Below are 25,033 nucleotides of genomic sequence, written 5' to 3'. Positions count from 1 at the left end.
CCCCTAGGTGATGAGCGCGCGGTCCCTTCCGAGGTGGTGGCCGCGCAGGTCGTTCACCGTGCCCGGCCCCGAGGTCTCTGCGATCTCCTGGGCGATCTCCACGGTGACGGAGACGGGGGTCAGCGCCCGGACGGACTGCTCGATCCGCGCCTTCCACATGGGATTGCGGACCAGGCTCTCCCTGCTGAACGTCACCGTGAGCACCGCCGCGTCCAGCGTCCCCGGCCGGCTGACCGTCAGCTCCCAGCCCGCCACGCCGTCGATCTTGGACAGCGCCTTCCCGACGCGGGGCAGCGCCAGCCACACGCCTCTGACCAGCACGTGCTCACCCACCGTGTGCGCGGGCGCCGGCAGTCCCGCGCCCTCGACCCTGCTCACCAGACCGGTCCTGAGCACGGCGTCGCCGAGCGTGGAGTGGCCCTGCGGGGTGATGACCAGCTCGGCGAGCCCGCCCGCGTGGCCGGGGTCGGTGGGCCCGTCCGCGTGGCCGGGCTCGGTGAGCGCACCTGGGTGGCCGGGTTCGGTGAGCCCGCCCGGGTGGCCGGCCGCGTCGTCCTTCGTCAGTGAGGCCAGGCCCAGCAGGCCGTCCGCGAGCGGGGTGAGCGGGTCATGCTCGGCCGCCCGCCAGGCCAGGGCGGCGCCGCTGAACGGGCCGGCGAACACCTCCGTGACCCGCGCCCCGAACTCGCCCGCCAGATGGCCGAGCGTGCCCTTCGAGGCGATCTCGCCGGTCAGGACGATGTTCCTGAGCCCGAGGTCCAGCGGGTCCAGCAGGAACTCCAGATGCAGCCGGGCCAGGAGGTCCATCGCGCCCGTCGGGGTGCTCACCAGCGTGGTCGCCCGCAGCGCCGACAGCGCGTGGTGCAGACGCATCCGGCCGCGCGGGCCCACACAGGCGGCGGCCTCGGCCACGTCGGCCGCCGCGGCGGCCCAGAGCGCGCCGGCGGGTTCGGCGAGGGCCACCACGACACGGTCGCGCTCGCCGACGCCGGCCTGCCGCAGCGCGGCCGAGGTCAGCCCGGCCTCGGCCGTACTGTCACCGGGACGCAGCGGGAAGACGCTCGACACGTCGGGAGAGACGTACAGCAGGCCGGTGGCGGAGTGCGCGGCCGCTCCGAGATCGTCACGAGTCAGCCACCGGCTCCCGGGGGTCGTCAACGCGCCACCTCGCTCACGACCAGGGGTCGCCGACGCGGCGTCTCGCTCCTGATCGGGGGTCGTCAACGCGCCACCTCGCTCATGAACAGCGCCATCGACTCGCACACCCGGTCATGGGCCAGCCCGCCGACCTGCGCCTGGATGATGAGATCCGTGGCGCCCGCCTCGGCGATCCTGGCCAGGGCCTTGCGCGAGCCCGCCACGTCGTCCACCACCACCATGAGGTGCTCTCGCAGCGTGGCCATGGCCTCGTCGGGCGGCATGCCGGCCGCGAGCTGGCCCAGCACGCGGTGCGTGGCGTGGCGGGCGTCGTAGTAGTCGGGCGGGGTGACGAGGTTGACCTGGCGGCGGATGTACCACAGGACGGCGTCGGCGGCCGTGGTGTTCGCCTGGTCAAGGGTGGGGGCGACGTGCCAGGGGATCATGAGGGCGACGCGCCGGGTGGCGGGGTCGTAGCCGCTCTCCGCCAGACATTCACGATATTTCGCGATGTCGGCGGCGACGTCGTCGATGCCCTTGAGCATCGTCATGCCGAGCAGGTTGTAGCCGTGCCTGGCCGCCGCCAGATAGCCGTCCAACGACGTGGACGCCACCCAGACCGGCGGATGCGGCTCCTGGGCCGGGCGCGGATAGACGGCCACGTCGGGAAGCTCGAAGAACTCGTTCGACCGGCTGACCGGCTCACCGTCGGCCCGCCAGATGGCCAGCGTGGCCTCCAGCGAGTCCTCCCAGATCTGCCGCGACTTCTCGAACGGCCGCTGGAACGCCTGGTACTCCAGCGGAGAGGCGCCCCGCCCCGTCCCGAACTCCACCCGTCCGCCGCTCAGCACGTCCAGGGTGGCGACCCGCTCCGCCGTGCGGATCGGGGACTGGAACGGCAGCAGCACCACCCCGAGTCCCAGGTGGATGCGCTCCGTGCGCTGGGAGATGGCGGCCAGGATCAGGTCGGGGGCTGAGGAGTGGGAGAAACCCCTGGTGAAGTGGTGCTCGACGAACCAGGCCGTGTCGAACCCCAGCCGGTCTCCCAGCACGACCTGGTCGATCACGTTCCTGAACGCCCGTTGCTCGACTTCGCGGGTGCGACCGCGGACCTCCAGTTCATACCCCAGGCTGATCCGTAGGGACGTCATCGCGCCTCCGGCGAAATTAGTGAACCAAGCGCTCGCTTGGTAGAGCGTATCAGCGGTGAAGACTTGCGGGAAGGGCAGGCCCGCGATCAGAGTGGGTGGCTGTGAAGCGAAAGCACGTGGTGCGGCGGGCGAAGGACGGCACGCTTTCCGAATCCGGCGACGACGACCTCTCGCTCACGAGTCCGCGCAGCTACGAAGCGTTCGGCCGGGTGATGGCCGCGCTGGCGACGGAGGCCGACTTCATCGAGTCGTGCCGGGACCTGACGTGGTGGCGCGGAGCCGACCACAGCTGGCACGTCGAGTGGCGCGACGGCCCGTACGCCTCCGAGGTGGCCTCCCTGCTGGCCGGCCACGTACGCGAATCCGGCCACGACGGCTCGCCCGTCACGGGGGCCGGTCTCGGCAACGCCGGCTCGTTCGTCACCGAGGTCGGTCCCGGCAGCGCCGGCTCGGCCGTGCTCGACGTGATGGGCGTGCGGTTCGAGTTGCGGGCGATCGACCCCGTGGGGCGGGCGACCGTACGCGAGCGCCCCGGATTCTGGCGCCTGGCCGAGGCCCTCGACACCACCCGCCGCACCAACGCCCGCCACCCGTGGGAGGAGTTGCTGGGCGGTTAGCCGAGCACCCGGGACGCCAGCCGGGCCCGATGTGCCTGGGGCGGTCCGAAGAGTTGCGCGTCGGAGGTGGCCCGCTTCAGATAGCGGTGCGCGGGGTGTTCCCAGGTGACCCCGATGCCGCCGTGGACCTGGATGTTCTCGCCGGCCGCCGCCAGATAGGCCTCCGTGCAGTACGACCCGGCGATGGCCGCGAACACCTCGTCGCGCGCCGCCGCCCCGGCCGCCGACCTGGCCGACTCCACGAGCAGGAGCAGGTCGGCCAGCTTGTGCTTGATCGCCTGGAACGACCCGATCGGCCGCCCGAACTGCCGCCGCCGCCCGGCGTGCTCGACCGCCATCTCCAGGCACCGCTGCGCCCCGCCCACCTGTTCGGCGGCCAGCGCCGCGATCCCGAGATCGCGCACGCGCGCCCACGAGCTCCCGTCGCCCAGCCTCCGCACCGAGCTGTCGTGGAAGGTGAGCGCCTGCAGCGGCCGGCTCTCGTCCATGGTCCGGTACGCCCGGCGCTCCGCCGGCACGGCCTGCACCAGCAGCCCGTCGACGTAGACCAGCACCACCTCGCCCGCCAGCGCGTACGGGACCACGCCGGTGAGCAGGTCGCCCCGCAGCCGGAGATCGCCGTCTCCCGGCAACACCACGGTCGCGGTCACCAAGCCGTCAGCCAGCGCCGACAACAGCCCATCCCCACCCCTCCCGCGAACCCCGGCACCCCCGGCCGTCCCGACACCCTCAACCGTTCCGACGTTCATGAGCGCTTCGACGGCCATCACCGCCGACTGCAGGAACGGATGCGGCGACAACGCCCGGCCCAGTTCCTCGGCCACGGCCGCCATTTCGGCCGGACCGCAGCCGGCCCCGCCGTGCTCCTCCGGAACGAGCAGCCCGGCGATCCCCACGTCCCGCGCGAACTCCCGCCACGACGCCCCGGGGCGGTCGCCGAGATGGGCGCGGACGACGGCGCGGAGCTCATCGGCAAGGGCCACGCCGGCCATCGTAACCAAGCGATTGCTTGCTAGCCAGGAATATGACCGAAATTTGCCTTTTCTGTACGGCCACATAATCTGAAAGCGGTCATCCCTAGAAGAAGCCGGGGGAGGGTTGACCAGGGAAATGGAGATGAACGACACCACGATCGACTATGCCGACTTCGCCGAGTACGACCGGCGGCAGCGAGCAAAAGAACATCATTTGCTGGGCGCCTTTCTCGGGGGATTGGCCATCGGCCTGCTCGGCATGCTCATGTTCGGCAAGGGCCCCGGCTGGATCGGCCAGACCTACAACCCCTACGTCTACCTCGCCCTGTCGGTGGCCGTGGGCGTCAGCGCGTCGGGGTTCGGCTGGGCGCTGCTGACGACGTTCCTGGCGGCGGTCGCCACCCTGGTCGCGGCCATGGGCGGCAGCGCGCTGCGGGGCTACGACGCCTTCGACATCATCGGCGGCAGCGCGGCCGGACTCAACTGGACAGTCCTCCTGCTCGTCGGCCTGGGCCTGCTGGCGTACGTCACCCGCAGGGACGACGGCTGGGGCGACCTCGCGGCGGGCGCGGTCGGCGCGGCGCTGATCGCCGACGTGGTGGGCCGGTCGACGCCCGGGTTCATCGAGAGCGAGCGGGCGTTCTGGCCAGGTCCCGCGGTGGTGATCGGCCTGCTGTCCGTCGCCGTGGTGCTCGCCCTGCGCAGGAACGTGCGGCGCCGGGTGCGCGCGCTGGCGTTGTCCGCGGTGTTCTCGGGCGCGTTCGCGATCTGCCTGGCGGCGTTCGTGGCCGGCTGGATCCCCCTGGAGATCTGACGGCGGTGCCCGGACGTTGAGACCGCGGCACCCTGGAATGTGGACGTCAGCCCCAGGCGTTGGGACGGCGGCGCCGGGCGTGACGAATAAGCCCGCGCCGCGAAGTGCTGCGAGTCGATAGCCTGTAGTCCTTCACATCCAGGTTCGAGCGAGGAGTAGCCGTGTTGCTGCGCATGTCGTCGTTGTTTCTTCGCACCCTGCGGGACGACCCGGCAGACGCGGAAGTGCCGAGCCACAAGCTCCTGGTCCGCGCCGGCTACGTCCGCCGCGTGGCGCCCGGCATCTACTCCTGGCTTCCCCTCGGCAAGCTGGTCCTGGAGAACGTCGCCAGGATCGTCCGCGAGGAGATGAACCGGATGGGCGGCCAGGAAGTGCTCTTCCCCGCTCTGCTGCCGCGCGAATACTACGAGGCCACCGGCCGCTGGACCGAATACGGCGACAGCCTGTTCAGGCTCAAGGACCGTAAGGGCGCCGACTATCTCCTCGGTCCCACCCACGAGGAGCTCTTCACCGACATGGTCAAGGGCGAATACTCGTCCTACAAGGACTATCCGGTCACCCTCTACCAAATCCAGACCAAATACCGCGACGAGGCCAGGCCCAGGGCGGGCATCCTGCGCGGCCGCGAGTTCCTCATGAAGGACTCCTACTCCTTCGACCTCGACGACGACGGTCTCAAGCACTCCTACGAGCAGCACCGTGAGACCTACATCCGCACCTTCGACCGGCTCGGCATCGATTACAAGATCGTGTTCGCCCAGTCCGGCGCCATGGGCGGCTCGGCGTCGGAGGAGTTCCTGGCCCCCACGCCCACGGGCGAGGACACGTTCGCCGCCTGCCACTCGTGCGGCTACGCGGCCAACGCCGAGGCCGTCACCACGACCGCCCCCGCCGCCCGCGCCATCGAGGACGCGGCGGCGCTGTGGGTCATGGACACGCCCGACACCCCGACCATCGAGACCCTGGTGTCGTACGTCAACGAGCACCACGGCCTGTCCGTCACCGCCGCCGACACGCTCAAGAACGTCGTGGTCAAGGTCACCACGCCCGGCTCCGACAAGGCCGAGACCCTGGTCATCGGCGTGCCCGGCGACCGCGAGGTCGACTTCAAGCGCCTGGAGGCCGTGCTCTCGCCCGGCGAGCCCGCCATCTTCGAGGCCGCCGACTTCGCCAAGCACCCCGGTCTCGTCCGCGGCTACATCGGCCCGCAGATCCTGGCCGAGCTCGGCATCCGCTACCTCGTCGACCCCCGGGTGGTCACCGGCACCGCCTGGGTGACCGGCGCCAACGAGGCCGGCAAGCACGCCGCCAACGTGGTCGCGGGCCGCGACTTCACCCCTGACGGCACGATCGAGGCCGCCGAGGTGCGCGCCGGCGACGCCTGCCCCCGCTGCGGCTCCGCCCTTTCCCTCGACCGCGGCATCGAGATCGGCCACATCTTCCAGCTCGGCCGTAAATACGCCGACGCCGCCGGCCTCGACGCGCTCGGCCCCGACGGCAAGCCGATCCGCATCACGATGGGCTCCTACGGCGTCGGCGTCTCCCGGGCCGTGGCCGTCATCGCCGAGCAGGCCCACGACTCTCTCGGGCTCGTCTGGCCCCGCGAGGTCGCGCCCGCCGACGTCCACATCGTCGCCACGGGCAAGGACAACCAGGTCGAGGCCGCTCTGGAGCTGGGCGCCGAGCTGGAGGCGCGCGGCCTGCGGGTGCTCGTGGACGACCGGGCGCAGGTTTCGCCCGGGGTCAAGTTCAAGGACGCCGAGCTGCTCGGGCTGCCCACCATCGTGGTGGTGGGCCGCGGGCTGGCGCAGGGCGTCGTGGAGCTCCGCGACCGGGTCGGCGGCGAGAAGTCGGAGATCCCGCTCGCCGAGGCTGTCGACCGCATCGTGGCCGCCACCGCCTGACCGGCTGAGCGCTGCCTGACCGGCTGAGCGCTGCCTGACCGGCTGGGCGCCGCCTGACCGGCTGAGGAGTTCGCGGGACAGGCCGACCGGGTCTTCGTCATGTTCGGCCAGACCGAGGGCGCCGCCCGGCCCGCCGGGCGGTGCCCTCAGTCTTGGGCAGGTGAGGGAGTGGCGGCAGGCTGCGCCGCCACCACGGGCATGCCGGGGAACGCCGTCGGCTGGGCCGGTTGCAGGGACCAGGAGCGCGTCACGGCCTCCTGCATGGCCAGCGCGGCGTAACGGCGCAGCGTCGTGTCCTGCGCGGCGGCCAGCTCCAGGTAGGCGGCCGTGACGCCGGTCTCCAGGTGCACCGCCAGCTTCGTGGCCAGCGCCGCATTGGCGGGGAAGAACGGCAGCGCGTAGGACGCGTCAGGCTCGGCGGGCCGGCCACCCCTGGCCGTGATGTACGTGCGGAGCTGGTCGCGGCGGGCCCGATGGGCGTCGAAGGCCGAGGTCATCCTGGCCCGCAGCGACCCCGACGTCCGCGCGCCGAGCAGCCCGTAGGCGAACACCGCCGCGTGCTCCGCCGCCAGCGCCTTGCGCAGCTTCTCGACGTCGTCGGCGGCGCCGTTCACAGCGACCTCGGCAGGGCGACGGCGTGGGCCGCCTCGCAGGCCCCGATGCTGGCGATGAGCTGCGCCACCCCCGGCGTGACCGTGGCGAGCTGGCGCGCGCGCCGGGCCGCCGCCTTGCGTTCGAGATCGCGCAGCTTGGCCAGCGACGTCTTGGGTGGGGCGGCCGGGGAAGGTGTGCCGGTCGTGGAGGGCGCGGCCGCTGTGGTGGAAGGTGCGGCGGCGGGAACGAGCTTGCGCAACGTGTCCAGATGGGCCTGATGACGGTCCCTGAAGGGCACGAGTTTCTTGCCTCCGTCGACGATCAGGGATGAATAGAGCGCGATGGTGCGTTCCTTATCGGCGATGAGGTCCTTCAGCAGGAGCGTCTCGGGAGAGTCGGGAGCCGGGGCGGACGGCTGAGACGGGCCGGACGAGCTGCAGGCGGTGAGGGCGACCGCTCCGCCCGCCAGCAAGGATCGCCGGGAGAGGTGACGCGGGCGCACGGCTCAAACCTCCAGGGACTACAGACGCAGATAGCATCGTACGGGCTGGTGCCCACGATCGCAGTCAGGCGACGCCCGCCATTCGACCAAGACGAGTGGCGCTCTTTCCGTGCCCCCATACGGATAGGGTGTCAATGTCGCCGCCGGCCGAGCCACCAGCGGCGGAGAGCCAGAGGCGAGGTCCGCCCGGCTGAGACATGACAATAGGGGAGGTCGACATGGGCAGCGCATCATCCCGCGACCACCTGATGAAGCTCCTTGAGCCTGTGGTCAGCGCGGAGGGCCTCGACCTGGAGGACATCACGGTCACCCAGGCGGGCAAGAGACGGCTCCTGCGCGTGATCGTCGATCGTGACGGCGGCGTGAGCCTCGACGACGTGGCCGACGTGAGCCTGGCCGTTTCCACGGCGCTCGACGGCGACGAGGCGATGGGCCAGTCGGCTTACACACTGGAGGTCTCCTCCCCGGGCGTCGATCGCCCGCTCACCGAGCCGCGCCACTGGCGGCGGGCCGCCAAGCGGCTGGTGAAGGCGGAGCTGAGAGACGGCACGGTGGTGGAGGGCCGCATCATGGCGGCGGACGAGGGCGGCGTCGACATCGACGTGGCCGGATCCGCGCGCAGGCTTGATTACGAAGACCTGACCCGGGGACGGGTGCAGGTGGAGTTCCGCCGGATCGACGACGTCGACGGCGACGAAGGCTAGGGGGAGCCGTCGTGGATATCGACATGAGCGTCCTGCGCAGCCTGGAGCGGGAAAAGGACATCTCCTTCGACCTGGTCGTCAAGGCGATCGAGGACGCGCTGCTGATCGCCTACATCCGCACCGAGGGCGCCGCCGCCAAGGCGCGCGCCGAGCTCGACAGGAGCAGCGGGCACGTCATGATCTGGGCGGCCGAGCTGGACGACGAGGGCGAGGTCGTCAGGGAGTTCGACGACACACCCAACAACTTCAGCAGGATCGCCGCGACCACCGCCAAGCAGGTCATCCTGCAGCAGTTGCGCGACGCCGAAGACGAGATCAACTTCGGTGAGTTCGCCAGCCGCGAGGGCGAGCTGGTCTCAGGTGTCATCCAGCAGGGCAAGGACCCGCGCGTGGTGCTGGTCGACCTCGGCAAGATCGAGGCCGTGCTGCCGCACGCCGAGCAGGTCCCCGGCGAGGACTACGTGCACGGTGAGCGCATCCGCGCCTACGTGGTGCAGGTGAAGAAGGGTCACAAGGGCCCCTCCGTCACCTTGTCGCGCACGCATCCCGGGCTGGTGAAGAAGTTGTTCGCGCTGGAGGTGCCCGAGATCGCCGACGGCACCGTGGAGATCGCCGCGGTGGCGCGCGAGGCCGGCCACCGTACGAAGATCGCGGTGCGGTCGCGCAAGCCCGGCGTCAACCCCAAGGGCGCGTGCATCGGCCCGATGGGCTCACGCGTGCGCAACGTGATGACCGAGCTGCACGGCGAGAAGATCGACATCATCGACTACTCGGAGGACCCCGGCGACTTCGTGGGGAATGCCCTGTCACCGGCGCGTGTTTCCCACGTTGAGGTTCTCGATCTCGAAGGCCGCGTCGCACGCGTGACCGTGCCCGACTACCAGCTTTCGCTGGCGATCGGCAAAGAGGGACAGAACGCCCGGCTTGCCGCCAGGCTCACCGGATGGCGGATTGACATCCGGCCCGACACCCAGGCCGAGGATGCCGCCGGTTCCGTAGATGCGTCGACGCGGTAAGCTGGAATATGGTGGCCACGCGGCCCCACAGCGCACCTGTGTGGGCTGCAGGGTCCGCACGGCTAAGTCCGAGCTGCTCCGGCTGGTGCAGATCGAGGATCATCTGGTCCCTGACCTGCGAGGACGGCTTCCCGGCCGCGGTGCATCACTGCACCCGTCCGTGAGTTGTCTGGAGCTTGCCGAGCGTCGCCGAGCGTTTCCGCGCGCGTTCCGCGTGGCGGGGCCGCTTGACGTCTCGCATGTGCGGGCGCACCTAGAAGGAGACCAAGAAATGTCATGTAGGACGCCGAGTTGATGGGCGGAGTCAGATTGCTATGAGCGCCTGATGAGCACGCGGCGATGAAGACGTCAAGTTAGCGACGGTCCGGACGGCACAGCCAGCCTCCCGGGCCGAGTAAGGGAGTGCAGTGGCGAAGGTCCGGGTATACGAGCTCGCTAAGGAGTTCGGCGTAGAGAGCAAGGTCGTCATGGCCAAGCTCCAAGAGATGGGAGAGTTCGTCCGTTCGGCGTCCTCGACCATCGAAGCGCCGGTGGTCCGCAGGCTCACCGAAGCTCTGGGCGCATCGAAGGGTGGGCCCTCAAGAGGCGGCGGTCAGCCGTCCAACAAGCCGCAGCCGCCAAGGGCTGCTCCCCGGCCGGCGGAAAGCCAGGCCGGCAATGGCGCAGGGCAGGCGTCGACACCCTCTGCCGCACCGCGTCCAGGTCCGGGTCCCAAGCCCGGTCCGCGTCCCAGCCCCGCGCCGGCCGCACCGGCTGCGCCGGCCGCACCGGCCGGCGGACAGTCGCGCCCGCCGGTGGCGATGCCGCACCAGCCGCAGCAGCAGCCTGAGGCCGCACGCGGTGAGACGTCCGGCGCTCCGCAGGCGCGTTTCGAAAGTCCGCCGCCTGCCGCCACCCGTCCGGCCGCGCCAGGTCCGCGACCTGGTCCGGCCGCTCGTCCGGGTCCCAAGCCCGGTCCTCGTCCCGCCCCCGCCGCAGGCGAGCGCGGCGGCGAGCGTGGTGCCGAGCGTCCCGAGCGCGGTGCTGAGCGCGGCGGCGACCGCCCCGAGCGTGGTGGCGATCGTCCCGAGCGCGGTGGCGACCGTGGCGGTGCCGCGCAGGCGCCGCGTCCCGGCGGTCCTGCCGCCGGTGGCAGTCCGCGTCCCGGCCCGGGTCCCAAGCCCGGTCCGCGTGGTCCGCGTCCCGGCAACAACCCGTTCTCGTCCAACGCCAGCGGCATGGGTCAGTCCCGTCCGCCGCGTCCGGGCGGTCCCCGCGAAGGCGGCGGCGGTCCCGGTCAGCGCGAGCGTCGTGACGGTCCGCCGCGCGACGGCGCGATGCCGCGTCCCCCGCAGGGTCGTGGCAGCGACGCCGGTCCCCGTCCCGGAGGGCCGCGTCCCGGCCCGGCCGGTGCCGGTGGCCCGCGTCCCGGTCCCGGTGCGGGCGGTCCCCGTCCCGGTGGCCCGCGTCCCAACCCGATGATGATGCCGCAGGGTCGTCCTGCCGGTCCCGGTGGCGGCGGCGGTGGCGGCGGAGGCCGTCCCGGCGGCGGTGGCGGTGGCGGTCGTCCTGGTGGCGGTGGCGGCGGAGGCCGTCCCGGCGGCGGTGGCGGTGGCGGCGGTCGTCCCGGTGGCGGCGGCGGCGGTTTCGCCGGTCGCCCGGGTGGCGGCGGCACCGGTCAGCGCACCGGCACCGGTGGTCCCGGTGGTGGCGGCGGCGGTTTCGCCGGTCGTCCCGGTGGCGGCGGTCGCGGCCGTGGCGGCGGCACCGCGGGTGCCTTCGGGCGTCCTGGTGGTCGTCCCACGCGTGGCCGTAAGTCGAAGCGTCAGAGGCGCCAGGAGTTCGACAACATGTCGGCGCCGGCGATCGGCGGTGTGCAGGTCGCTCGCGGCAACGGCGCGACGATCCGCCTGCCGCGCGGCGCGTCGCTGTCCGACTTCGCCGACCGCATCGGCGCGAACCCCGCCTCGCTCGTGCAGATCATGCTGCACCTCGGCGAGATGGTGACCGCGACGCAGTCGGTCAACGAGGAGACGTTGACGCTCCTGGGTCAGGAGCTCGACTACAACATCCAGGTCGTCAGCCCGGAGGAGGAGGACCGCGAGCTTCTCGAGGCCTTCGACATCGAGTTCGGCGAGGACGAGGGCGACGAGGAAGACCTCGCCGCGCGTCCGCCGGTCGTGACCGTCATGGGTCACGTCGACCACGGTAAGACCAAGCTGCTCGACGCCATCCGCAAGACCAACGTGGTGGCGCGCGAGGCGGGTGGCATCACCCAGCACATCGGCGCTTACCAGGTCTCGGCCGAGCACGACGGCCAGGAGCGGAAGATCACCTTCATCGACACCCCGGGTCACGAGGCGTTCACCGCCATGCGTGCCCGAGGCGCCAAGTCCACCGACATCGCAGTCCTGGTGGTCGCGGCCGACGACGGTGTGAAGCCGCAGACGATCGAGGCTCTCAACCACGCCCAGGCGGCCGACGTGCCGATCGTGGTCGCGGTCAACAAGGTCGACAAGGAGGGCGCGGACCCGAACAAGGTGCGGGCCCAGCTCACCGAGTACGGCCTGGTGGCGGAGGAGTTCGGCGGCTCGACCCTCTTCGTCGACATCTCGGCGAAGAACAGCACGGGCATCGACGAACTCCTCGAGGCCATCGTCCTCACCGCGGACGCCGAGCTCGACCTGCGGGCCAACCCGTCGATGGGTGCCCAGGGCATCGCGATCGAGGCTCACCTCGACAAGGGCCGCGGCCCTGTCGCGACCGTCCTGGTCCAGCGCGGCACGCTCCGCGTCGGCGACTCGATCGTGTGTGGCGAGGCCTACGGCCGCGTCCGCGCGATGCTCGACGACAACGGCGACGCGGTCGAAGAGGCCACGCCGTCCCGTCCGGTCCGGGTGATGGGTCTGACGGCCGTGCCGGGCGCCGGTGACAACTTCATCGTCGTCACCGACGACCGGATGGCCAGGCAGATCGCCGAGCAGCGCGCGGCGCGCAAGCGCAGCGCGGACATGGCGAGGTCGAGCCGTCGTCTCACCCTTGAGGAGCTGTTCAGCAACCTTGAGAAGGGTCGTGTCGACGAGCTCAAGCTCATCATCAAGGGTGACGTCTCCGGTTCGGTGGAGGCCCTGGAAGACGCTCTGCTCAAGATCGACGTCGGCGACGAGGTCAGGCTTCGTGTCCTGCACCGCGCGGTCGGCGCCATCACCGAGTACGACGTCAACCTGGCCGTCGCCGACGACAACGCGGTCATCATCGGCTTCAACGTCCGCCCCGAGCCTCGGGCGCGCGACCTGGCCGAGCGCGAGGGCGTCGACATCCGCTACTACTCGGTCATCTACCAGGCGATCGAGGAAATCGAAGCGGCGCTCAAGGGCATGCTCAAGCCCGAGTTCGAAGAGGTCCAGATGGGCACCGCCGAAGTCCGCGAGGTCTTCAAGGTGCCGAAGATCGGCAATGTCGCCGGTTCGCTGGTCCGCTCCGGCGTGATCGTCCGCAACAGCAAGGCCAGGATCATCCGCGATGGCGTCGTCATCGCCGACAACCTGACCGTCTCGTCCCTGCGTCGCTTCAAGGATGACGCGACCGAGGTCCGTGAGGGCTTCGAGTGCGGCATCGGTGTCGGTTACAACGACATCAGGATCGACGACGTCGTCGAGACGTTCGAAATGCGGGAGAAGCCGCGGGCATAGCCCGCGGCCGGGCGCCCGGCGGAACCTCCGCCGGGCGCCTCTCGCACGCTTCGGCCTGGTCTCCACCGCAGCAGGCCGGGCGTGCGTTCACCACACCAGGCCAAGCGGTGGTCATCAACGATGTATGTGGGTGCTCTTACCCTGGACATCCTGCTCGGCGACATCAGCTCGCTGAAGCAGAAGCGCTCTGTCGTGCGGCCGCTGATCGCCGAGCTGCGGCGCCGTTATCCCAGCATCGCGGTGGCCGAGACCGGCCATCTCGATCTGCATCGCAGAGCGGAGGTCGGCGTCGCGGTGGTCTCCGCCTCAGCGGGTAACTGCAATGAGGTGATGGACGCGTGCGAGCGGATGGTGGCCTTCCGCCCCGAGATCGAGCTGCTGTCGGCCCGGCATCGGCTCTACAACGACGAAGAAGATTGAACGACTGCACGGCCAGGTCGTGCGTGAGGGGGAGCGAACCATGGTGGATGCCGCACGAGCGCGCAAGCTCGCCGACCGCATCCAGCAGATCGTCGCCGAGATGCTGGAGCGCCGGATCAAGGACCCGCGTCTGGGCTTCGTCACTGTGACCGACACGCGCATCACCGCGGACCTGCGCGAGGCGACGGTGTTCTACACGGTGTTCGGCTCCGAGGCCGAGCGCGCCGACAGTGCCGCCGCGCTCGAAAGCGCCACGGGGATCATCCGCTCCGAGGTGGGCCGGCAGACCGGTGTGCGTTTCACCCCGACGCTGACGTTCAGGCACGACCCGATCCCCGACAGCGCGCGCCAGCTCGATGATCTGATCAACGCCGCCAGGGAGCGGGACGCCGAGGTGGCCCGGCGGGCCCAGACCGCCTCCTACGCGGGCGAGGCGGATCCCTACCGCAAGCCCGAAGAGGGCGACGAGGACGAACAGGCGTGACGCCCGACGTTCGCGACAGGGCCGAGCGGCCGCCTCAGGCGGCTGCCCGGACGGTCGGGGACTGCTGCGCGATCCCCGACGCCGGGTGGGACCGCACGCTGCGGCTCATCGGCCAGGCCGACGAGATCGCGATGGCCTGTCACGTGACGCCCGACGGCGACGCGCTCGGCTCGATGCTGGCCGTCGGCTTCGTGTTGCGGTCGCTGGGCAAGCGGGTCGTGGCGTCCTTCGGCGACCTGCACTTCTCGGTGCCGCGGCTGCTCAGGTTCCTGCCGGGGCAGGAGATGCTGGTGCCGCCGGCGGACTTCCCCGCGGCGCCCGAGCTGATGATCACTTTCGACTCCTCGACGTTCGAGCGGCTGGGCCTGCTCGGCTCCAACGCCGCTGCCGCGCGCGAGCTGATCGTGGTCGATCATCATCCCTCCAACGAGGGGTTCGGCACGCTCAGCCTCATCGACTCCGCGGCGGCGGCCACCGCCATGCTGGCCGAGCAGCTCATCTACCGGCTCGGCGGGCGGCTGGACCGTGACATCGCCACCTGCCTGTACGCGGGGCTGGTGACGGACACGGGCTCGTTCCGCTACTCCTCCACCACGCCTGCCGTGCACCAGATGGCGGCCAGGCTGGTGGCCACGGGGCTGCGTACCGACGAGATCGCCCGCGAGTTGTGGGATCGTTCGCCGTTCGGCTACCTCAAGGTGCTGGCCGGCGCGCTCGACCGGGTGACGCTGGAGGGCGGCCTGGTGTGGACGTACGTGACGCGGGTGGACCGGGCCGCGTACGGGCTGCCGTACGCCGAGCTCGAAGGCGTCATCGACATCGTGCGCCGTACCGACGAGGCCGAGGTCTCCGTCGTGCTGAAAGAGGACGACCAGGGCGCCTGGCAGGTGTCCACCAGATCCAAGGGCAGCGCCGACGTCGGGGCCGTGTGCGCGGCGCTGGGCGGCGGCGGGCATCACAACGCGGCCGGATACACCTCGCGCGCGAGCGTGGAGGAGACCATGGCCGCCTTCAGGCGAGAGCTGGGGAAGGCTTGATGGCCGAGAGCGGTCTGATCATCGTCGACAAGCCGGGCGACTGGACGTCGCACGACGTGGTGGCCAAGATGCGGCGCATCGCGGGCACCCGCCGCGTCGGGCACGCGGGCACGCTCGACCCGATGGCGACCGGCGTGCTGGTGGTCGGGGTGGAGAAGGCGACCAGGCTGCTGGGGCACCTGACGCTGACCGAGAAGGTCTACGAGGCCACGATCAGGCTCGGCGTCACCACCAACACCGACGACGCCGAGGGCGAGGTCACCGCGACCGCTCCGGCGGGCGGCGTGACGGCCGCCGAGATCGCCAAGGGCGTCGCCGCCCTGACCGGCGAGATCATGCAGGTCCCGCCGCAGGTCAGCGCGATCAAGGTGAACGGCCAGCGGGCCTACAAGAAGGCGCGTGCCGGTGAGACGGTCGAGCTGGTGGCCCGGCCCGTCACCGTGCGGGCGTTCGACGTGCTCGACGTCAGGGCCGGCGGCGACGTCGTGGACGTGGACGCGGTGGTGACCTGCTCCAGCGGCACCTACATCCGCGCGCTCGCCCGTGACCTGGGGGGTTCCCTCGGGGTCGGCGGGCACCTGACGCGCCTGCGGCGTATCCGGGTGGGGCCTTACGACCTGAGCCTGGCCAAGAGCATCGACCAGCTCGCCGAGGAGTGCGTCATCCTGCCGATCGGGGAGGCGGCGGCGGCCGCGTTCCCGCGCAGGGACGTGACTGCCGACGAGGCGCGGGTGATCGGGCACGGCGGGCGGCTGCCCGCGGCCGGTCTCGGCGCCGGGCCGATCGGCGTGTTCGGGCCGGAGGGGGAGCTGCTGGCGCTGGTGGAGGAGCAGGGCGGCACGGCCAGGCCGATCGCCGTGTTCGTCGGCTGAACCAGGTCGCGGGCGCCGATCGGGCTCGCGGGCTGTGATCCGGCTGCGGGCCCGCGCCCGCCCAGGTCTCAGGCGGGTTTGCGGGCCACGATGATGTCGCGGACGATCGCCTGGTCCACCCAGTGCTCGAAGTCGGGATAGTCCATCACTTCGAGCCCCGCGGCCACGAGGATCTTCGCCAGCTCCGAGCTCTTGCCGCCGTAGGTGTTCCAGGCGATGCCCATCGCGCCGCCGGGGCGCAGCAACTCACTCCAGACCGGGACGGCCTGCCGCAGCAGCTCCAGAGGGCTGCGCGACATGCCGCCGCCACCCTTGCTGCCGTGCTGGACGCCGTAGGGGGCGTCGGTCACCACGAGGTCGAACGAGCGCGGCTTGAAGAACTCGCGGCTCTTGAGAGTGTCGGCGCTGACGACGGCCAGGTGCTGGATGTCACCCGCCTTGACGGCCTCCTTGGACAGACCGAACGTGACATTGCACCGCCGCCCGATCACGGCCCGCTCGCGCCGCACCGGCACGGTCTCGGCGGTGTGCTTGAGGCGCTTGTTGCGCAGCCAGGTCTTGACGAAGCCGGTGTAGGCGTCGAAATCCTTGCCGTCGACGTCCAGGCCGTAGGCGTCGTAGCCGTACATGAGAGCCTGGTTGAGCGTCGTGCCGCGCCCGCACAGCGGGTCGAACACCGTCAGCTTCTCGCCCAGCCCCTTGCCGGCGGCCAGGGCGGTGACGTTGAGCAGCAGTTTGGTGAAGTGCTCGTTGGTCTTGCCGGCGTATTTCTGGATGGTGATCAGGTCGCTGCTCAGGCGGTCGAGCGGCTGCACGGTCAGCGGTCTGAGCAGGTCGCCCTGCGTCTCGAAGATCGCATAAACCGAGGAGAGATTCGACAGCAGCGCGATGTCCGGCCGGGTGAGGGGCTCGGAGGTCTCGAACGTCACGTACGGCACGCCGCCGATCGTGGTCTCCTCGCTGCCCACCACCTCGTCGGCGAGCGCACGCGCGCTGAAGACGGCCAGCTCGCTCCGGGTCAGCCGGATGGAGCTCTCTCCGTAGACCCGGTTGAAGGCAGGCAGGATGAGCAGCGCGTAACGAGGCATGATGCCCGATCCTATCGGCGCGGCCGGGACACTCGGACCTCACCTTGACCGGCACGCCCTTCGTCACAGAGTCTCGTTCCTCGTGTCACATGCCCCGTCTTATCCCCCCTCGATTGGAGGGAATGCGGACGCGCGTGGCAGGCTTGTGTCGGATTGAGCCAGCCACAAGCGAATGGGGCCTAGCGTGCAGGGTTCGGGAAGGTCTGTCGTCACCCTCGGTGTGTACGACGGGGTCCACCGCGGGCACCAGCGGGTGGTCGAGCGTGCCGTCGCCGTCGCCCGCGAGCGGGGCCTGCGGAGTGTCGCGGTCACGTTCGAGCCGCATCCTGACGAGGTGCTGCGGCCCGGGTCGCATCCGCAGCGGCTCACCAGCCCGCGGCGCAGAGCCGGGTTGCTGGTGGGGCTGGGGGTGGACGAGATCGAGGTGGTGCAGTTCACTGTGGCGTTGTCGCGGACCAGCCCGGCGGATTTCGCCCAGAACGTGCTGGCCGAGCGGCTCCGGGCCGCGGTCGTTGTGGTGGGGGAGAATTTCGTGTTCGGGCAGGGCGCTAGCGGCAATATTGAGACATTGCGGATGCTGGGCGATAAGTACGACTTCAAGCTGGAGATCGTGCCGGCCCTCGACGCCATCTCCTCCACCTCGATCCGGGAGCGGCTGGTGACGGGCGACGTCGAGGGCGCCGCCGCGGAGCTGGGGCGGCCCCACCGGGTGGAGGGCGTGGTCGTGCGCGGCTACCAGCGCGGCCGGCAACTGGGCTTCCCGACCGCGAACGTCGAGACGCCGCAGCACACCGCCATTCCGGCGGACGGGGTCTACGCGGGCTGGCTGGAGTGCGTGCCGGTGGCCAACCTGCCCGCACTCTACGAGGGGGAGCGGTGGCCGGCGGCGATCTCGGTCGGCACCAACCCGACGTTCGAAGGGGTGCCGCGGACGGTGGAGGCCTATGCGCTCGATCGGGATGATCTGGAGCTCTATGGGGTGCATGTGGCGGTCGAGTTCGCCGCGCGGCTGCGCGGCAACACCCGGTTCGAGTCCATCGAGGCGCTGATCTCGCAGATCCACGCCGACGTCGACGCCGCCCGCCGCCTGACGTCCTGACCGGTCTTTTTGCCCATTCTTTACGCGCTGCCGGGGCCTGCCACCCGCCGTCCCCGGCCGGCCTCCGTCCAGGGAAACGCCCGCTGACCGGTCAGTGGCGCGCCGCCGTCACGGCGCGCACGGTCACCGCCCGCGTGGTGGCGGTGGCCCCCGGGTCGAAGCCCTCCTGGCCCCCGTGATATGGGGTCCGAACACGTGAGGCTAGATGGTAGCCTTGCATGTCGGCTCTGTGACGGCGGCGCTCTGCGCTGCCCATGACGGCCTTCTGCTGCGGCGACTGTAGGCACGCACGGTCGTTCGCACTTCGTCTCATTCGCGCGTGTCCGTAGATCGAAGGAGAGCCGTGTCACTCGACACCGCTGCCAAGAAGACCATCATCGGCGAGTATGCGACCGTTGACGGCGACACTGGGTCGCCCGAGGTGCAGATCGCGCTGCTCAGCAAGCGCATCAGCGAGCTCACCGAGCACCTGAAGACGCACAAGCACGACCACCACAGCCGTCGTGGTCTGCTTCTGCTCGTCGGGCGCCGGCGGCGCCTGCTGAAGTACCTGCAGAAGGTCGACATCGCGCGTTACCGTTCGCTCATCGAGCGTCTCGGCCTGCGCCGATAACATGAAAGGGAGCGGCCAGGCGCCGCTCCCTTCTCATATGGGTAGGACCCCAGCGTCAGGCGCGTGGCGACGTGAAACGGCCCGGCGCCTGACGTACAACTGAAGATCCGAGACACACAGCCCCCGCGTCCGCTCAGCACCATGCGACCCGCGACGCCTGCGGGCCGGTCCTCGGTAGTGGCTTCCGGTAGGAACGGCAGAGTTCCTCGACCGGGTGCTTCGATCGAAGACCGGCGCTGCACCTAACGAGGGTGCCGGTGAAAAAGGGCGCGGGAGACCGACCACAAGGAGGTCCCCCGTGGAGGGTGTCCACACCGCTGAAGCCGTTATTGACAACGGTTCGTTCGGCACGCGCACGATCCGGTTCGAGACCGGTCGACTCGCGCAACAGGCGGCGGGTTCCGCCGTCGCCTATCTCGACAGCGACACCATGGTGCTCTCGGCGACCACCGCGTCCAAGTCGCCGAAGGAGAACTTCGACTTCTTCCCGCTCACGGTCGACGTCGAAGAGCGCATGTACGCCGCGGGCCGCATCCCCGGCTCGTTCTTCCGGCGTGAGGGCCGTCCCTCCGAGGACGCCATCCTCACCTGCCGGCTGATCGACCGGCCGCTGCGCCCGTCCTTCGTCAAGGGCCTGCGCAACGAGATCCAGGTCGTCGCCACGGTCATGGCGCTCAACCCCGACCACCTCTACGACGTGGTGGCCATCAACGCCGCGTCCCTGTCCACCCAGCTCGCCGGCCTGCCGTTCTCCGGCCCGATCGGCGGCGTGCGCGTGGCCCTGATCGAGGGCCAGTGGGTGGCGTTCCCGACCCACCACGAGCTGGAGCGGGCCACGTTCGACATGGTCGTGGCCGGACGGGTGCTGGCCGACGGCGACGTCGCCATCATGATGGTCGAGGCCGAGTCCACCAAGGACACGCTCAAGCTGGTCGCCGAGGGCGCGGTCGCGCCCACCGAGGAGACCGTCGCGCAGGGCCTTGAGGCCTCCAAGCCGTTCATCAAGGTGCTGTGCGAGGCGCAGTCGCGCATCGCGCAGGTCGCCGCCAAGGAGACCGCCGAATACCCGGTCTTCCTCGAATACCAGGACGACGTCTACAACGCGGTCGAGGCCGCGGTGAAGAACGAGCTGGCCGCCGCGCTGACCATCGCCGGCAAGCAGGAGCGCGAGAGCGAGCTCGACAAGGTCAAGGCGCTGGCCGGCGAGCGGCTGCTGCCCGAGTTCGAGGGACGCGAGAAGGAGATCTCCGCCTCGTTCCGCTCGGTGATGAAGAAGCTCATGCGTGAGCGGGTCGTCAGCGAGGGCGTGCGCATCGACGGCCGTGGCACCAAGGACATCCGCGCCCTGTCGGCCGAGGTGCACGTGGTGCCCCGGGTGCACGGCTCGGCGCTGTTCGAGCGGGGCGAGACCCAGATCCTGGGCATCACCACCCTCAACATGCTGCGCATGGAGCAGGTCATCGACACGCTCAACCCCGACCGCACCAAGCGTTACATGCACAACTACAACTTCCCGCCCTACTCCACCGGTGAGACCGGCCGGGTGGGCTCGCCCAAGCGCCGCGAGATCGGTCACGGCGCGCTGGCCGAGCGGGCGCTGATCCCCGTGCTGCCCGCGCGCGAGGAGTTCCCGTACGCCATCCGCCAGGTCTCCGAGGCGCTCAGCTCCAACGGCTCGACCTCGATGGGCTCGGTCTGCGCCTCCACCATGGCGCTGCTCGACGCCGGTGTGCCGCTCAAGGAGATGGTCGCCGGCATCGCGATGGGCCTGATCGGCGAGGGTGACACCTACGTCACGCTGACCGACATCCTCGGCGCCGAGGACGCCATGGGCGACATGGACTTCAAGGTCGCCGGCACCAAGGACGTCATCACCGCGCTCCAGCTCGACACCAAGCTCGACGGCATCCCCGCCTCCGTGCTGGCCGGCGCGCTGAAGCAGGCCAAGGGCGCCCGCCTGGCCATCCTCGACGTGATGCAGGAGGCGATCAACTCTCCGGCGGAGATGAACCCGACCGCGCCGCGCATCATCACGATCAAGGTCCCGGTAGACAAGATCGGCGAGGTCATCGGCCCGAAGGGCAAGATGATCAACCAGATCCAGGACGACACGGGCGCCGAGATCACCATCGAGGACGACGGCACGATCTACATCGGCGCCACCGACGGCCCCTCCGCCGAGGCGGCCCGATCGGCGATCAACAGCATCGCCAACCCGCACATGCCGGAGGTCGGCGAGCGCTACCTGGGCACGGTCGTCAAGATCGCGGCCTTCGGCGCGTTCGTCTCGCTCATGCCGGGCAAGGACGGCCTGCTGCACGTCTCTCAGATCCGCAAGCTGCACGGCGGCAAGCGCATCGAGAACGTCGAGGACGTGATGGGCGTCGGCGAGAAGATCCAGGTCGAGATCGCCGAGATCGACGGCCGGGGCAAGCTCTCCCTGGTGCCCGTCGAGGTCATCGAGAAGGAGGCCGCCGAGAAGGAGGCCAAGGGCGCCGGGTCCGAGGACGGGGAGACCGCTCCCGAGTCCGAGGGCGGCGCGCCCGCGGAGTCCTCCGCCGAGGACAGGTCCGATCGGCCGCGCCGCACCCGTACCCGCGTGCGCAACACCCGTTCCGACGGGGACGACCGCAACTCGTGACCGTGTCAACGACCGTGCTCGGCACCCTGGTGCCTCAGGAGGCTCCGTGACCACCACCACGCTGCATCCCGGCAAGGACGGTGCCGGGGTCGTCCGCCGCACCGTCCTCCCAGGTGGGCTGCGCGTGGTGACCGAGACCATGCCGACCGTGCGTAGTGTCGCGGTCGGCATGTGGGTCGGCATCGGCTCGCGTGACGAGGCCCCCGAGCACATGGGGGCCACCCACTTCCTCGAACACCTGCTGTTCAAGGGCACCCCCACGCGGGACGCCATGGAGATCTCGGCCTCCGTCGAGGGCATCGGCGGTGAGATCAACGCCTTCACCGCCAAGGAGTACACCTGCTACTACGCGCGGGTGCTCGACGAGGACCTGCCGATCGCGGTCGACGTGCTCGCCGACGTGGTGACCAGCTCGCTGGTGACCGACGAGGACGTCGACTCCGAGCGCGGCGTGATCCTCGAAGAGATCGCCATGCACGACGACGACCCCTCTGACGTGGTGCACGAGCAGTTCGCGGCGGTGCTCTACGGCGACTCGCCGATCGGCCGGCCCATCCTGGGCACGGTCGACTCGATCAACGCCCTGCCCCGCGAGCGGATCGCCGAGTACTACCAGCGCTACTACCGGCCCCGGCGCACGGTCGTGTCCGTGGCGGGCAACATCCGGCACGAAGAGGTCGTCGAGCTGGTCGCCAGGGCCTACGAACGGGCGGGGGCGCTGAACGGCCCGGCCGAGTTCACGGCGCCGCGCATCAGCGGTCCCGGTGCGGAGGCGCGCTCCGGCGTCCGGGTGCTCGACCGGCCGACCGAGCAGGCCAACCTGGTGCTCGGCACGACCGGCCTGTCCCGCACCGACGACCGCAGGTTCGCCCTCGGCGTGCTGAACGCGGCGCTGGGCGGCGGCATGTCCTCCCGGCTCTTCCAGGAGATCAGGGAGAAGCGCGGCCTGGCCTACTCCGCCTACAGCTACACCTCGGCCTACGCCGACACCGGGCAGTTCGGCATCTACGTGGGCTGCCTGCCGTCGAAGATCGACGACGTGCTCAAGATCTGCCGGGACGAGGTGTCCAGGGTGGTGGCCCAGGGCCTGAGCGCCGACGAGATCATGCGTGGCAAGGGGCAGATGCGGGGCGGGCTCGTGCTCGGCCTGGAGGACACCGGCTCGCGCATGTCGCGCATCGGCAAGAACGAGCTCGTCTACGAAGAGCTCATGTCGGTGGACGAGGTGTTGTCGCGCATCGAGGGCGTCACCCCCGACGAGATCACCGAGGTGGCCGCCGACGTGCTCAACCGGCCGCTCACGCTAGCCGTGATCGGTCCGTACGGCGACAAGGACTTCTCCGACGCCGTCCGCTGACCTGCGACGCCAGCGGGAGATCCGGCACCGGTCCGGATTTCCCGTTGGTATAGGGTTACGGTGTGATCAAGGTTGGTGTGCTCGGCGCCCGTGGGCGTGTGGGCGTCGAGGTGTGCAAGGCGGTCGAGGCGGCCGCCGACATGGAGCTCGTGGCCGCGCTCGACAAGGACGACGCCATCGAGGGGCTCGCAGGGGCCGAGGTGGTGGTCGACTTCACCCATCCCGACGTGGTCATGGACAACCTCGAATGGGCGATCGGCCATGGCATCCATCCCGTGGTGGGGACGACCGGGTTCGACGCGGGCCGGCTCGACGCCGTACGCGGCTGGCTGGCGGCCACCCCGGGCACCAACTGCCTGATCGCCCCTAATTTCGGCATCGCCGCCGTGCTCATGATGCACTTCGCGCAGCAGGCGGCCCGCTACTTCGAGTCGGCCGAGATCGTCGAGCTGCACCACCCCAACAAGGCCGACGCGCCGTCCGGCACCGCGCGCCGCACCGCGGAGCTGGTGGCCGAGGCGCGGGCGAAGGCGGGGCTGGGCTCGATGCCCGACGCCACCAGCACCTCCTTGGAGGGTGCTCGGGGGGCTGACGTGGGCGGCGTGCACGTGCACGCGGTGCGGCTGTCCGGGCTGATCGCGCACCAGGAGGTGCTGCTCGGCGGTGACGGTGAGATCCTCACGATCAGGCACGACACGATGAGCCGGTCCGCGTTCACGCCGGGTGTGCTGCTGGGGGTGCGCAGGGTGCGGGAGTTGCCCGGTCTCACCCTGGGCCTGGAGCCCCTGCTCGACCTCTGACCGGCCTCGACCCGGGCGGATCAGGCGTGGAGACAACGTGCCTGTGCGTTGGGCACGCCCGTCTCTATGCGCATACGACGTGCTTGTGCCTGGGGCACGCCCGGCTTCGTGCGCACACGACGTGCCCACGCCGCGTGGGTCGTGGGCACGTCGTGACGGGAGGGTCCCGGCTCCGCACAGCCGGGCCTGTGATCAACCCTAATACGAGAGGCGAGTTCCGCCCGAAACATGAGATCGTGTCGCCATGGTGCGATGGGCTGAGGCTGACGAGCTGCCCGGGCTGATCTCCATCGAGCTGGCCGCCGACCGGCTCTTCGAGCAGGTGGGCATCGTGTTCCCGCCGGGCACCACCATGATCGAAGAGGTCGCCGATCCGGGCGCCGTCCTGGTCGAGGGGACGCCCCCCGCCGGGTTCGCCCTGGTCGGCTGGGTGGACGGCAACCTCCATCTCGACCAGCTCGCCGTGCGTCCCGACAACATGCGCCAGGGCATCGGGGGCCGGCTGGTGGCGGCGGTGATCGACCACGCGCGGGCCGCCGGTGCGCCGGCCGTGACGCTGACGACGTACCGCGACGTGCCCTGGAACGCGCCCTGGTACGTCCGGCACGGCTTCTCCGTGCTGCCGGAGCCCGAATGGGGTCCCGAACTGCGTGCCCTGGTGGAGCACGAGCGCGACCTCGGGATCGAGATCGCGCCCCGCGTGGTGATGCGCCGCTGAGGCCGCGCCTGCCGTACGACGCCGGTCCGGTCGAAGTCCGAGCCCAGAACGGGGAAGTCGCCGGCGTCCACCCGCACGTCCTCGAACTCACACCATTGCGGCCCTTGCCCGTCGTCGACCACCCCCGGTATCCGCGCCGCGGCGGACGGCTGGTGTAGCGGTACTCGGCCAGGTGGAAGGCGGTGCACCGGTCGTAGCCCACGCCGAGCAGCAGCACCAGGGCGCCGGCGTCGTACAGCCGGGCGAGTGGTGAGCACTCCCCGAGCAGGCAGTCGCGCTCGTGCCCGTCAGTGATCTTCGCCGCCAGCGGGCCGACGGCGGCGAAAGAGGTGTGCGGGTGCGCGCTGCGCAGCGCGCCGGGAAGGGCGCGGACGTGCTCGGCGATGCGGTCCATCAGGTTGGAGGGCGTGGACGAGGGGTCGAAGGCCGGCATGCGCGCGCGGTGGGCGGCGATCTGGTCGGAGCTCTTTCCTGACACCGCGTCGCGATAAAGCGGCGAGGTATCGGAGTTGGCCGACGTGTGCCCGTGGGTACGACCAGCGTGCCTTCGCCGCCTATCAGGTCGCGCAGCGCGGAGACCACTGTGCTCGCGCCGCCGTCCACGTGGCCCAGGCTGCTGAGCGAGGAATGGACCAGTATGACCTGACCGAATCTAACGCCCAATACCGCAAAGTCGTGACTTAAGCGGGCATAGTTGATCATTGTGTACGAGTCACTCCCTTGTCGTCAGTTATGATCACACCGTGGTCGAGGGGTGTTCAGTCGCTGCCATTCCCCCCACCGGGACTCATGCGCAATAAGTGATCATGGAGTGCGTTAA

Annotated in this window: 24 protein-coding genes and 1 pseudogene; 17 read left to right on the top strand and 8 right to left on the bottom strand. The window is 70.3% G+C overall.

The window, feature by feature from the left end:
* Positions 1–3: 3 nt before the first annotated feature.
* Complete coding sequence (locus ACWD0F_RS40685) at positions 4–1,158, bottom strand: hypothetical protein (protein WP_449886431.1); 1,155 nt, start codon at positions 1,156–1,158, stop codon at positions 4–6.
* Between the two features lie 62 nt (positions 1,159–1,220).
* Entirely contained in the window at positions 1,221–2,288 is a 1,068-nt protein-coding gene (locus tag ACWD0F_RS40680) for an LLM class flavin-dependent oxidoreductase (RefSeq protein WP_449886428.1), read from the bottom strand.
* Positions 2,289–2,389: 101 nt separating this feature from the next.
* Between ACWD0F_RS40680 and ACWD0F_RS40675 the strand changes: the two genes are divergently transcribed.
* Positions 2,390–2,905, top strand: coding sequence for a hypothetical protein (locus ACWD0F_RS40675; RefSeq protein ID WP_449886425.1), 516 nt, complete (start codon positions 2,390–2,392; stop codon positions 2,903–2,905).
* On the opposite strand, the gene ACWD0F_RS40670 is transcribed toward ACWD0F_RS40675, so the two are convergent.
* Positions 2,902–3,888 carry an acyl-CoA dehydrogenase family protein gene (locus ACWD0F_RS40670; RefSeq protein WP_449886423.1) on the bottom strand — a complete coding sequence of 329 codons (987 nt, stop codon included), beginning with the start codon at positions 3,886–3,888 and terminating at the stop codon, positions 2,902–2,904. The two genes, ACWD0F_RS40675 and ACWD0F_RS40670, sit on opposite strands and share 4 nt — an antisense overlap.
* Positions 3,889–4,021: 133 nt before the next feature.
* Between ACWD0F_RS40670 and ACWD0F_RS40665 the strand changes: the two genes are divergently transcribed.
* A complete protein-coding gene (locus ACWD0F_RS40665) occupies positions 4,022–4,693 on the top strand; it encodes a hypothetical protein (protein ID WP_449886420.1) in 672 nt (223 codons plus the stop codon).
* Positions 4,694–4,854: 161 nt separating this feature from the next.
* A complete protein-coding gene (locus tag ACWD0F_RS40660) occupies positions 4,855–6,597 on the top strand; it encodes a proline--tRNA ligase (protein WP_449886418.1) in 1,743 nt (580 codons plus the stop codon).
* 146 nt (positions 6,598–6,743) lie between these two features.
* Here ACWD0F_RS40660 and ACWD0F_RS40655 read toward each other — a convergent pair whose 3' ends face one another.
* Together ACWD0F_RS40655 and ACWD0F_RS40650 are read right to left on the bottom strand one after the other, a co-directional pair.
* Positions 6,744–7,211: a ferritin-like domain-containing protein gene (locus ACWD0F_RS40655; RefSeq protein WP_449886416.1), complete on the bottom strand. Its 468-nt coding sequence runs from the start codon at positions 7,209–7,211 to the stop codon at positions 6,744–6,746.
* A complete protein-coding gene (locus ACWD0F_RS40650) occupies positions 7,208–7,693 on the bottom strand; it encodes a hypothetical protein (protein ID WP_449886413.1) in 486 nt (161 codons plus the stop codon). Before ACWD0F_RS40650 ends, ACWD0F_RS40655 begins: the two co-directional genes overlap by 4 nt.
* Before the next feature lie 218 nt (positions 7,694–7,911).
* On the opposite strand from ACWD0F_RS40650, the gene rimP reads away from it, so the two are divergent.
* The 8 genes from rimP to truB all read left to right on the top strand — a co-directional run bounded on the left by rimP (position 7,912) and on the right by truB (position 15,897).
* Positions 7,912–8,397 carry a ribosome maturation factor RimP gene (rimP, locus tag ACWD0F_RS40645; protein WP_449886411.1) on the top strand — a complete coding sequence of 162 codons (486 nt, stop codon included), beginning with the start codon at positions 7,912–7,914 and terminating at the stop codon, positions 8,395–8,397.
* Positions 8,398–8,408: 11 nt separating this feature from the next.
* Positions 8,409–9,413, top strand: coding sequence for a transcription termination factor NusA (gene nusA, locus ACWD0F_RS40640; protein ID WP_449886408.1), 1,005 nt, complete (start codon positions 8,409–8,411; stop codon positions 9,411–9,413).
* Complete coding sequence (locus ACWD0F_RS40635) at positions 9,397–9,708, top strand: YlxR family protein (protein WP_449886405.1); 312 nt, start codon at positions 9,397–9,399, stop codon at positions 9,706–9,708. The genes nusA and ACWD0F_RS40635 overlap by 17 nt, the downstream gene beginning before the upstream one ends.
* A gap of 112 nt (positions 9,709–9,820) precedes the next feature.
* A complete protein-coding gene (infB, locus tag ACWD0F_RS40630) occupies positions 9,821–13,084 on the top strand; it encodes a translation initiation factor IF-2 (RefSeq protein ID WP_449886402.1) in 3,264 nt (1,087 codons plus the stop codon).
* 120 nt (positions 13,085–13,204) lie between these two features.
* Positions 13,205–13,504, top strand: a complete 300-nt coding sequence (locus ACWD0F_RS40625; protein WP_449886400.1) for a DUF503 domain-containing protein — start codon at positions 13,205–13,207, stop codon at positions 13,502–13,504.
* 40 nt (positions 13,505–13,544) lie between these two features.
* The gene (gene rbfA / locus ACWD0F_RS40620; protein WP_449886397.1) at positions 13,545–13,988 is read left to right on the top strand and encodes a 30S ribosome-binding factor RbfA; all 444 of its coding nucleotides are present in this window, start codon (positions 13,545–13,547) and stop codon (positions 13,986–13,988) included.
* Positions 13,985–15,025 carry a DHH family phosphoesterase gene (locus ACWD0F_RS40615; protein WP_449886395.1) on the top strand — a complete coding sequence of 347 codons (1,041 nt, stop codon included), beginning with the start codon at positions 13,985–13,987 and terminating at the stop codon, positions 15,023–15,025. The genes rbfA and ACWD0F_RS40615 overlap by 4 nt, the downstream gene beginning before the upstream one ends.
* Complete coding sequence (gene truB, locus ACWD0F_RS40610; protein WP_449886392.1) at positions 15,025–15,897, top strand: tRNA pseudouridine(55) synthase TruB; 873 nt, start codon at positions 15,025–15,027, stop codon at positions 15,895–15,897. Before ACWD0F_RS40615 ends, truB begins: the two co-directional genes overlap by 1 nt.
* A 68-nt stretch (positions 15,898–15,965) precedes the next feature.
* Here the strand turns inward: truB and ACWD0F_RS40605 are convergent, their stop codons facing one another.
* On the bottom strand, positions 15,966–16,985 hold the full coding sequence (locus ACWD0F_RS40605) for a TRM11 family SAM-dependent methyltransferase (RefSeq protein WP_449886389.1): 1,020 nt from the start codon (positions 16,983–16,985) through the stop codon (positions 15,966–15,968).
* Positions 16,986–17,157: 172 nt separating this feature from the next.
* Here ACWD0F_RS40605 and ACWD0F_RS40600 point away from each other — a divergent pair, with 172 nt between their 5' ends.
* The 6 genes from ACWD0F_RS40600 (at position 17,158) to ACWD0F_RS40575 (ending at position 24,213) form a co-directional block, all read left to right on the top strand.
* Entirely contained in the window at positions 17,158–18,084 is a 927-nt protein-coding gene (locus ACWD0F_RS40600; RefSeq protein WP_449886386.1) for a bifunctional riboflavin kinase/FAD synthetase, read from the top strand.
* Positions 18,085–18,427: 343 nt separating this feature from the next.
* The gene (rpsO, locus tag ACWD0F_RS40595) at positions 18,428–18,697 is read left to right on the top strand and encodes a 30S ribosomal protein S15 (RefSeq protein WP_449886383.1); all 270 of its coding nucleotides are present in this window, start codon (positions 18,428–18,430) and stop codon (positions 18,695–18,697) included.
* Between the two features lie 298 nt (positions 18,698–18,995).
* On the top strand, positions 18,996–21,338 hold the full coding sequence (locus ACWD0F_RS40590) for a polyribonucleotide nucleotidyltransferase (RefSeq protein WP_449886380.1): 2,343 nt from the start codon (positions 18,996–18,998) through the stop codon (positions 21,336–21,338).
* Positions 21,339–21,384: 46 nt separating this feature from the next.
* Positions 21,385–22,695: a M16 family metallopeptidase gene (locus ACWD0F_RS40585; RefSeq protein WP_449886378.1), complete on the top strand. Its 1,311-nt coding sequence runs from the start codon at positions 21,385–21,387 to the stop codon at positions 22,693–22,695.
* Between the two features lie 62 nt (positions 22,696–22,757).
* Positions 22,758–23,495, top strand: a complete 738-nt coding sequence (gene dapB, locus ACWD0F_RS40580; RefSeq protein WP_449886376.1) for a 4-hydroxy-tetrahydrodipicolinate reductase — start codon at positions 22,758–22,760, stop codon at positions 23,493–23,495.
* Positions 23,496–23,739: 244 nt separating this feature from the next.
* Complete coding sequence (locus ACWD0F_RS40575; protein WP_449886374.1) at positions 23,740–24,213, top strand: GNAT family N-acetyltransferase; 474 nt, start codon at positions 23,740–23,742, stop codon at positions 24,211–24,213.
* A gap of 199 nt (positions 24,214–24,412) precedes the next feature.
* Here the strand turns inward: ACWD0F_RS40575 and ACWD0F_RS40570 are convergent.
* Together ACWD0F_RS40570 and ACWD0F_RS40565 are read right to left on the bottom strand one after the other, a co-directional pair.
* Positions 24,413–24,691: pseudogene (locus ACWD0F_RS40570) on the bottom strand (AAC(3) family N-acetyltransferase); the annotation flags it as partial.
* Positions 24,607–24,915 carry an AAC(3) family N-acetyltransferase gene (locus ACWD0F_RS40565; RefSeq protein ID WP_449886371.1) on the bottom strand — a complete coding sequence of 103 codons (309 nt, stop codon included), beginning with the start codon at positions 24,913–24,915 and terminating at the stop codon, positions 24,607–24,609. The gene ACWD0F_RS40565 and the pseudogene ACWD0F_RS40570, both read right to left, overlap by 85 nt.
* Positions 24,916–25,033: the final 118 nt, after the last annotated feature.

It is taken from the genome of Nonomuraea sp. NPDC002799 (assembly GCF_053592075.1).
This window is presented reverse-complemented; position numbering and strand designations above follow the sequence as displayed.

Bases quoted from the DNA above. Each gene is read 5' to 3' on its own strand.
- ACWD0F_RS40565 (WP_449886371.1), bottom strand. From the start codon at position 24,915: ATGATCAACTATGCCCGCTTAAGTCACGACTTTGCGGTATTGGGCGTT.
- ACWD0F_RS40680 (WP_449886428.1), bottom strand. From the start codon at position 2,288: ATGACGTCCCTACGGATCAGCCTGGGGTATGAACTGGAGGTCCGCGGT.
- ACWD0F_RS40575 (WP_449886374.1), top strand. From the start codon at position 23,740: ATGGTGCGATGGGCTGAGGCTGACGAGCTGCCCGGGCTGATCTCCATC.
- ACWD0F_RS40600 (WP_449886386.1), top strand. From the start codon at position 17,158: ATGGGGCCTAGCGTGCAGGGTTCGGGAAGGTCTGTCGTCACCCTCGGT.
- rbfA (WP_449886397.1), top strand. From the start codon at position 13,545: ATGGTGGATGCCGCACGAGCGCGCAAGCTCGCCGACCGCATCCAGCAG.
- ACWD0F_RS40665 (WP_449886420.1), top strand. From the start codon at position 4,022: ATGAACGACACCACGATCGACTATGCCGACTTCGCCGAGTACGACCGG.
- ACWD0F_RS40605 (WP_449886389.1), bottom strand. From the start codon at position 16,985: ATGCCTCGTTACGCGCTGCTCATCCTGCCTGCCTTCAACCGGGTCTAC.
- ACWD0F_RS40625 (WP_449886400.1), top strand. From the start codon at position 13,205: ATGTATGTGGGTGCTCTTACCCTGGACATCCTGCTCGGCGACATCAGC.
- ACWD0F_RS40635 (WP_449886405.1), top strand. From the start codon at position 9,397: ATGCGTCGACGCGGTAAGCTGGAATATGGTGGCCACGCGGCCCCACAG.
- rimP (WP_449886411.1), top strand. From the start codon at position 7,912: ATGGGCAGCGCATCATCCCGCGACCACCTGATGAAGCTCCTTGAGCCT.
- truB (WP_449886392.1), top strand. From the start codon at position 15,025: ATGGCCGAGAGCGGTCTGATCATCGTCGACAAGCCGGGCGACTGGACG.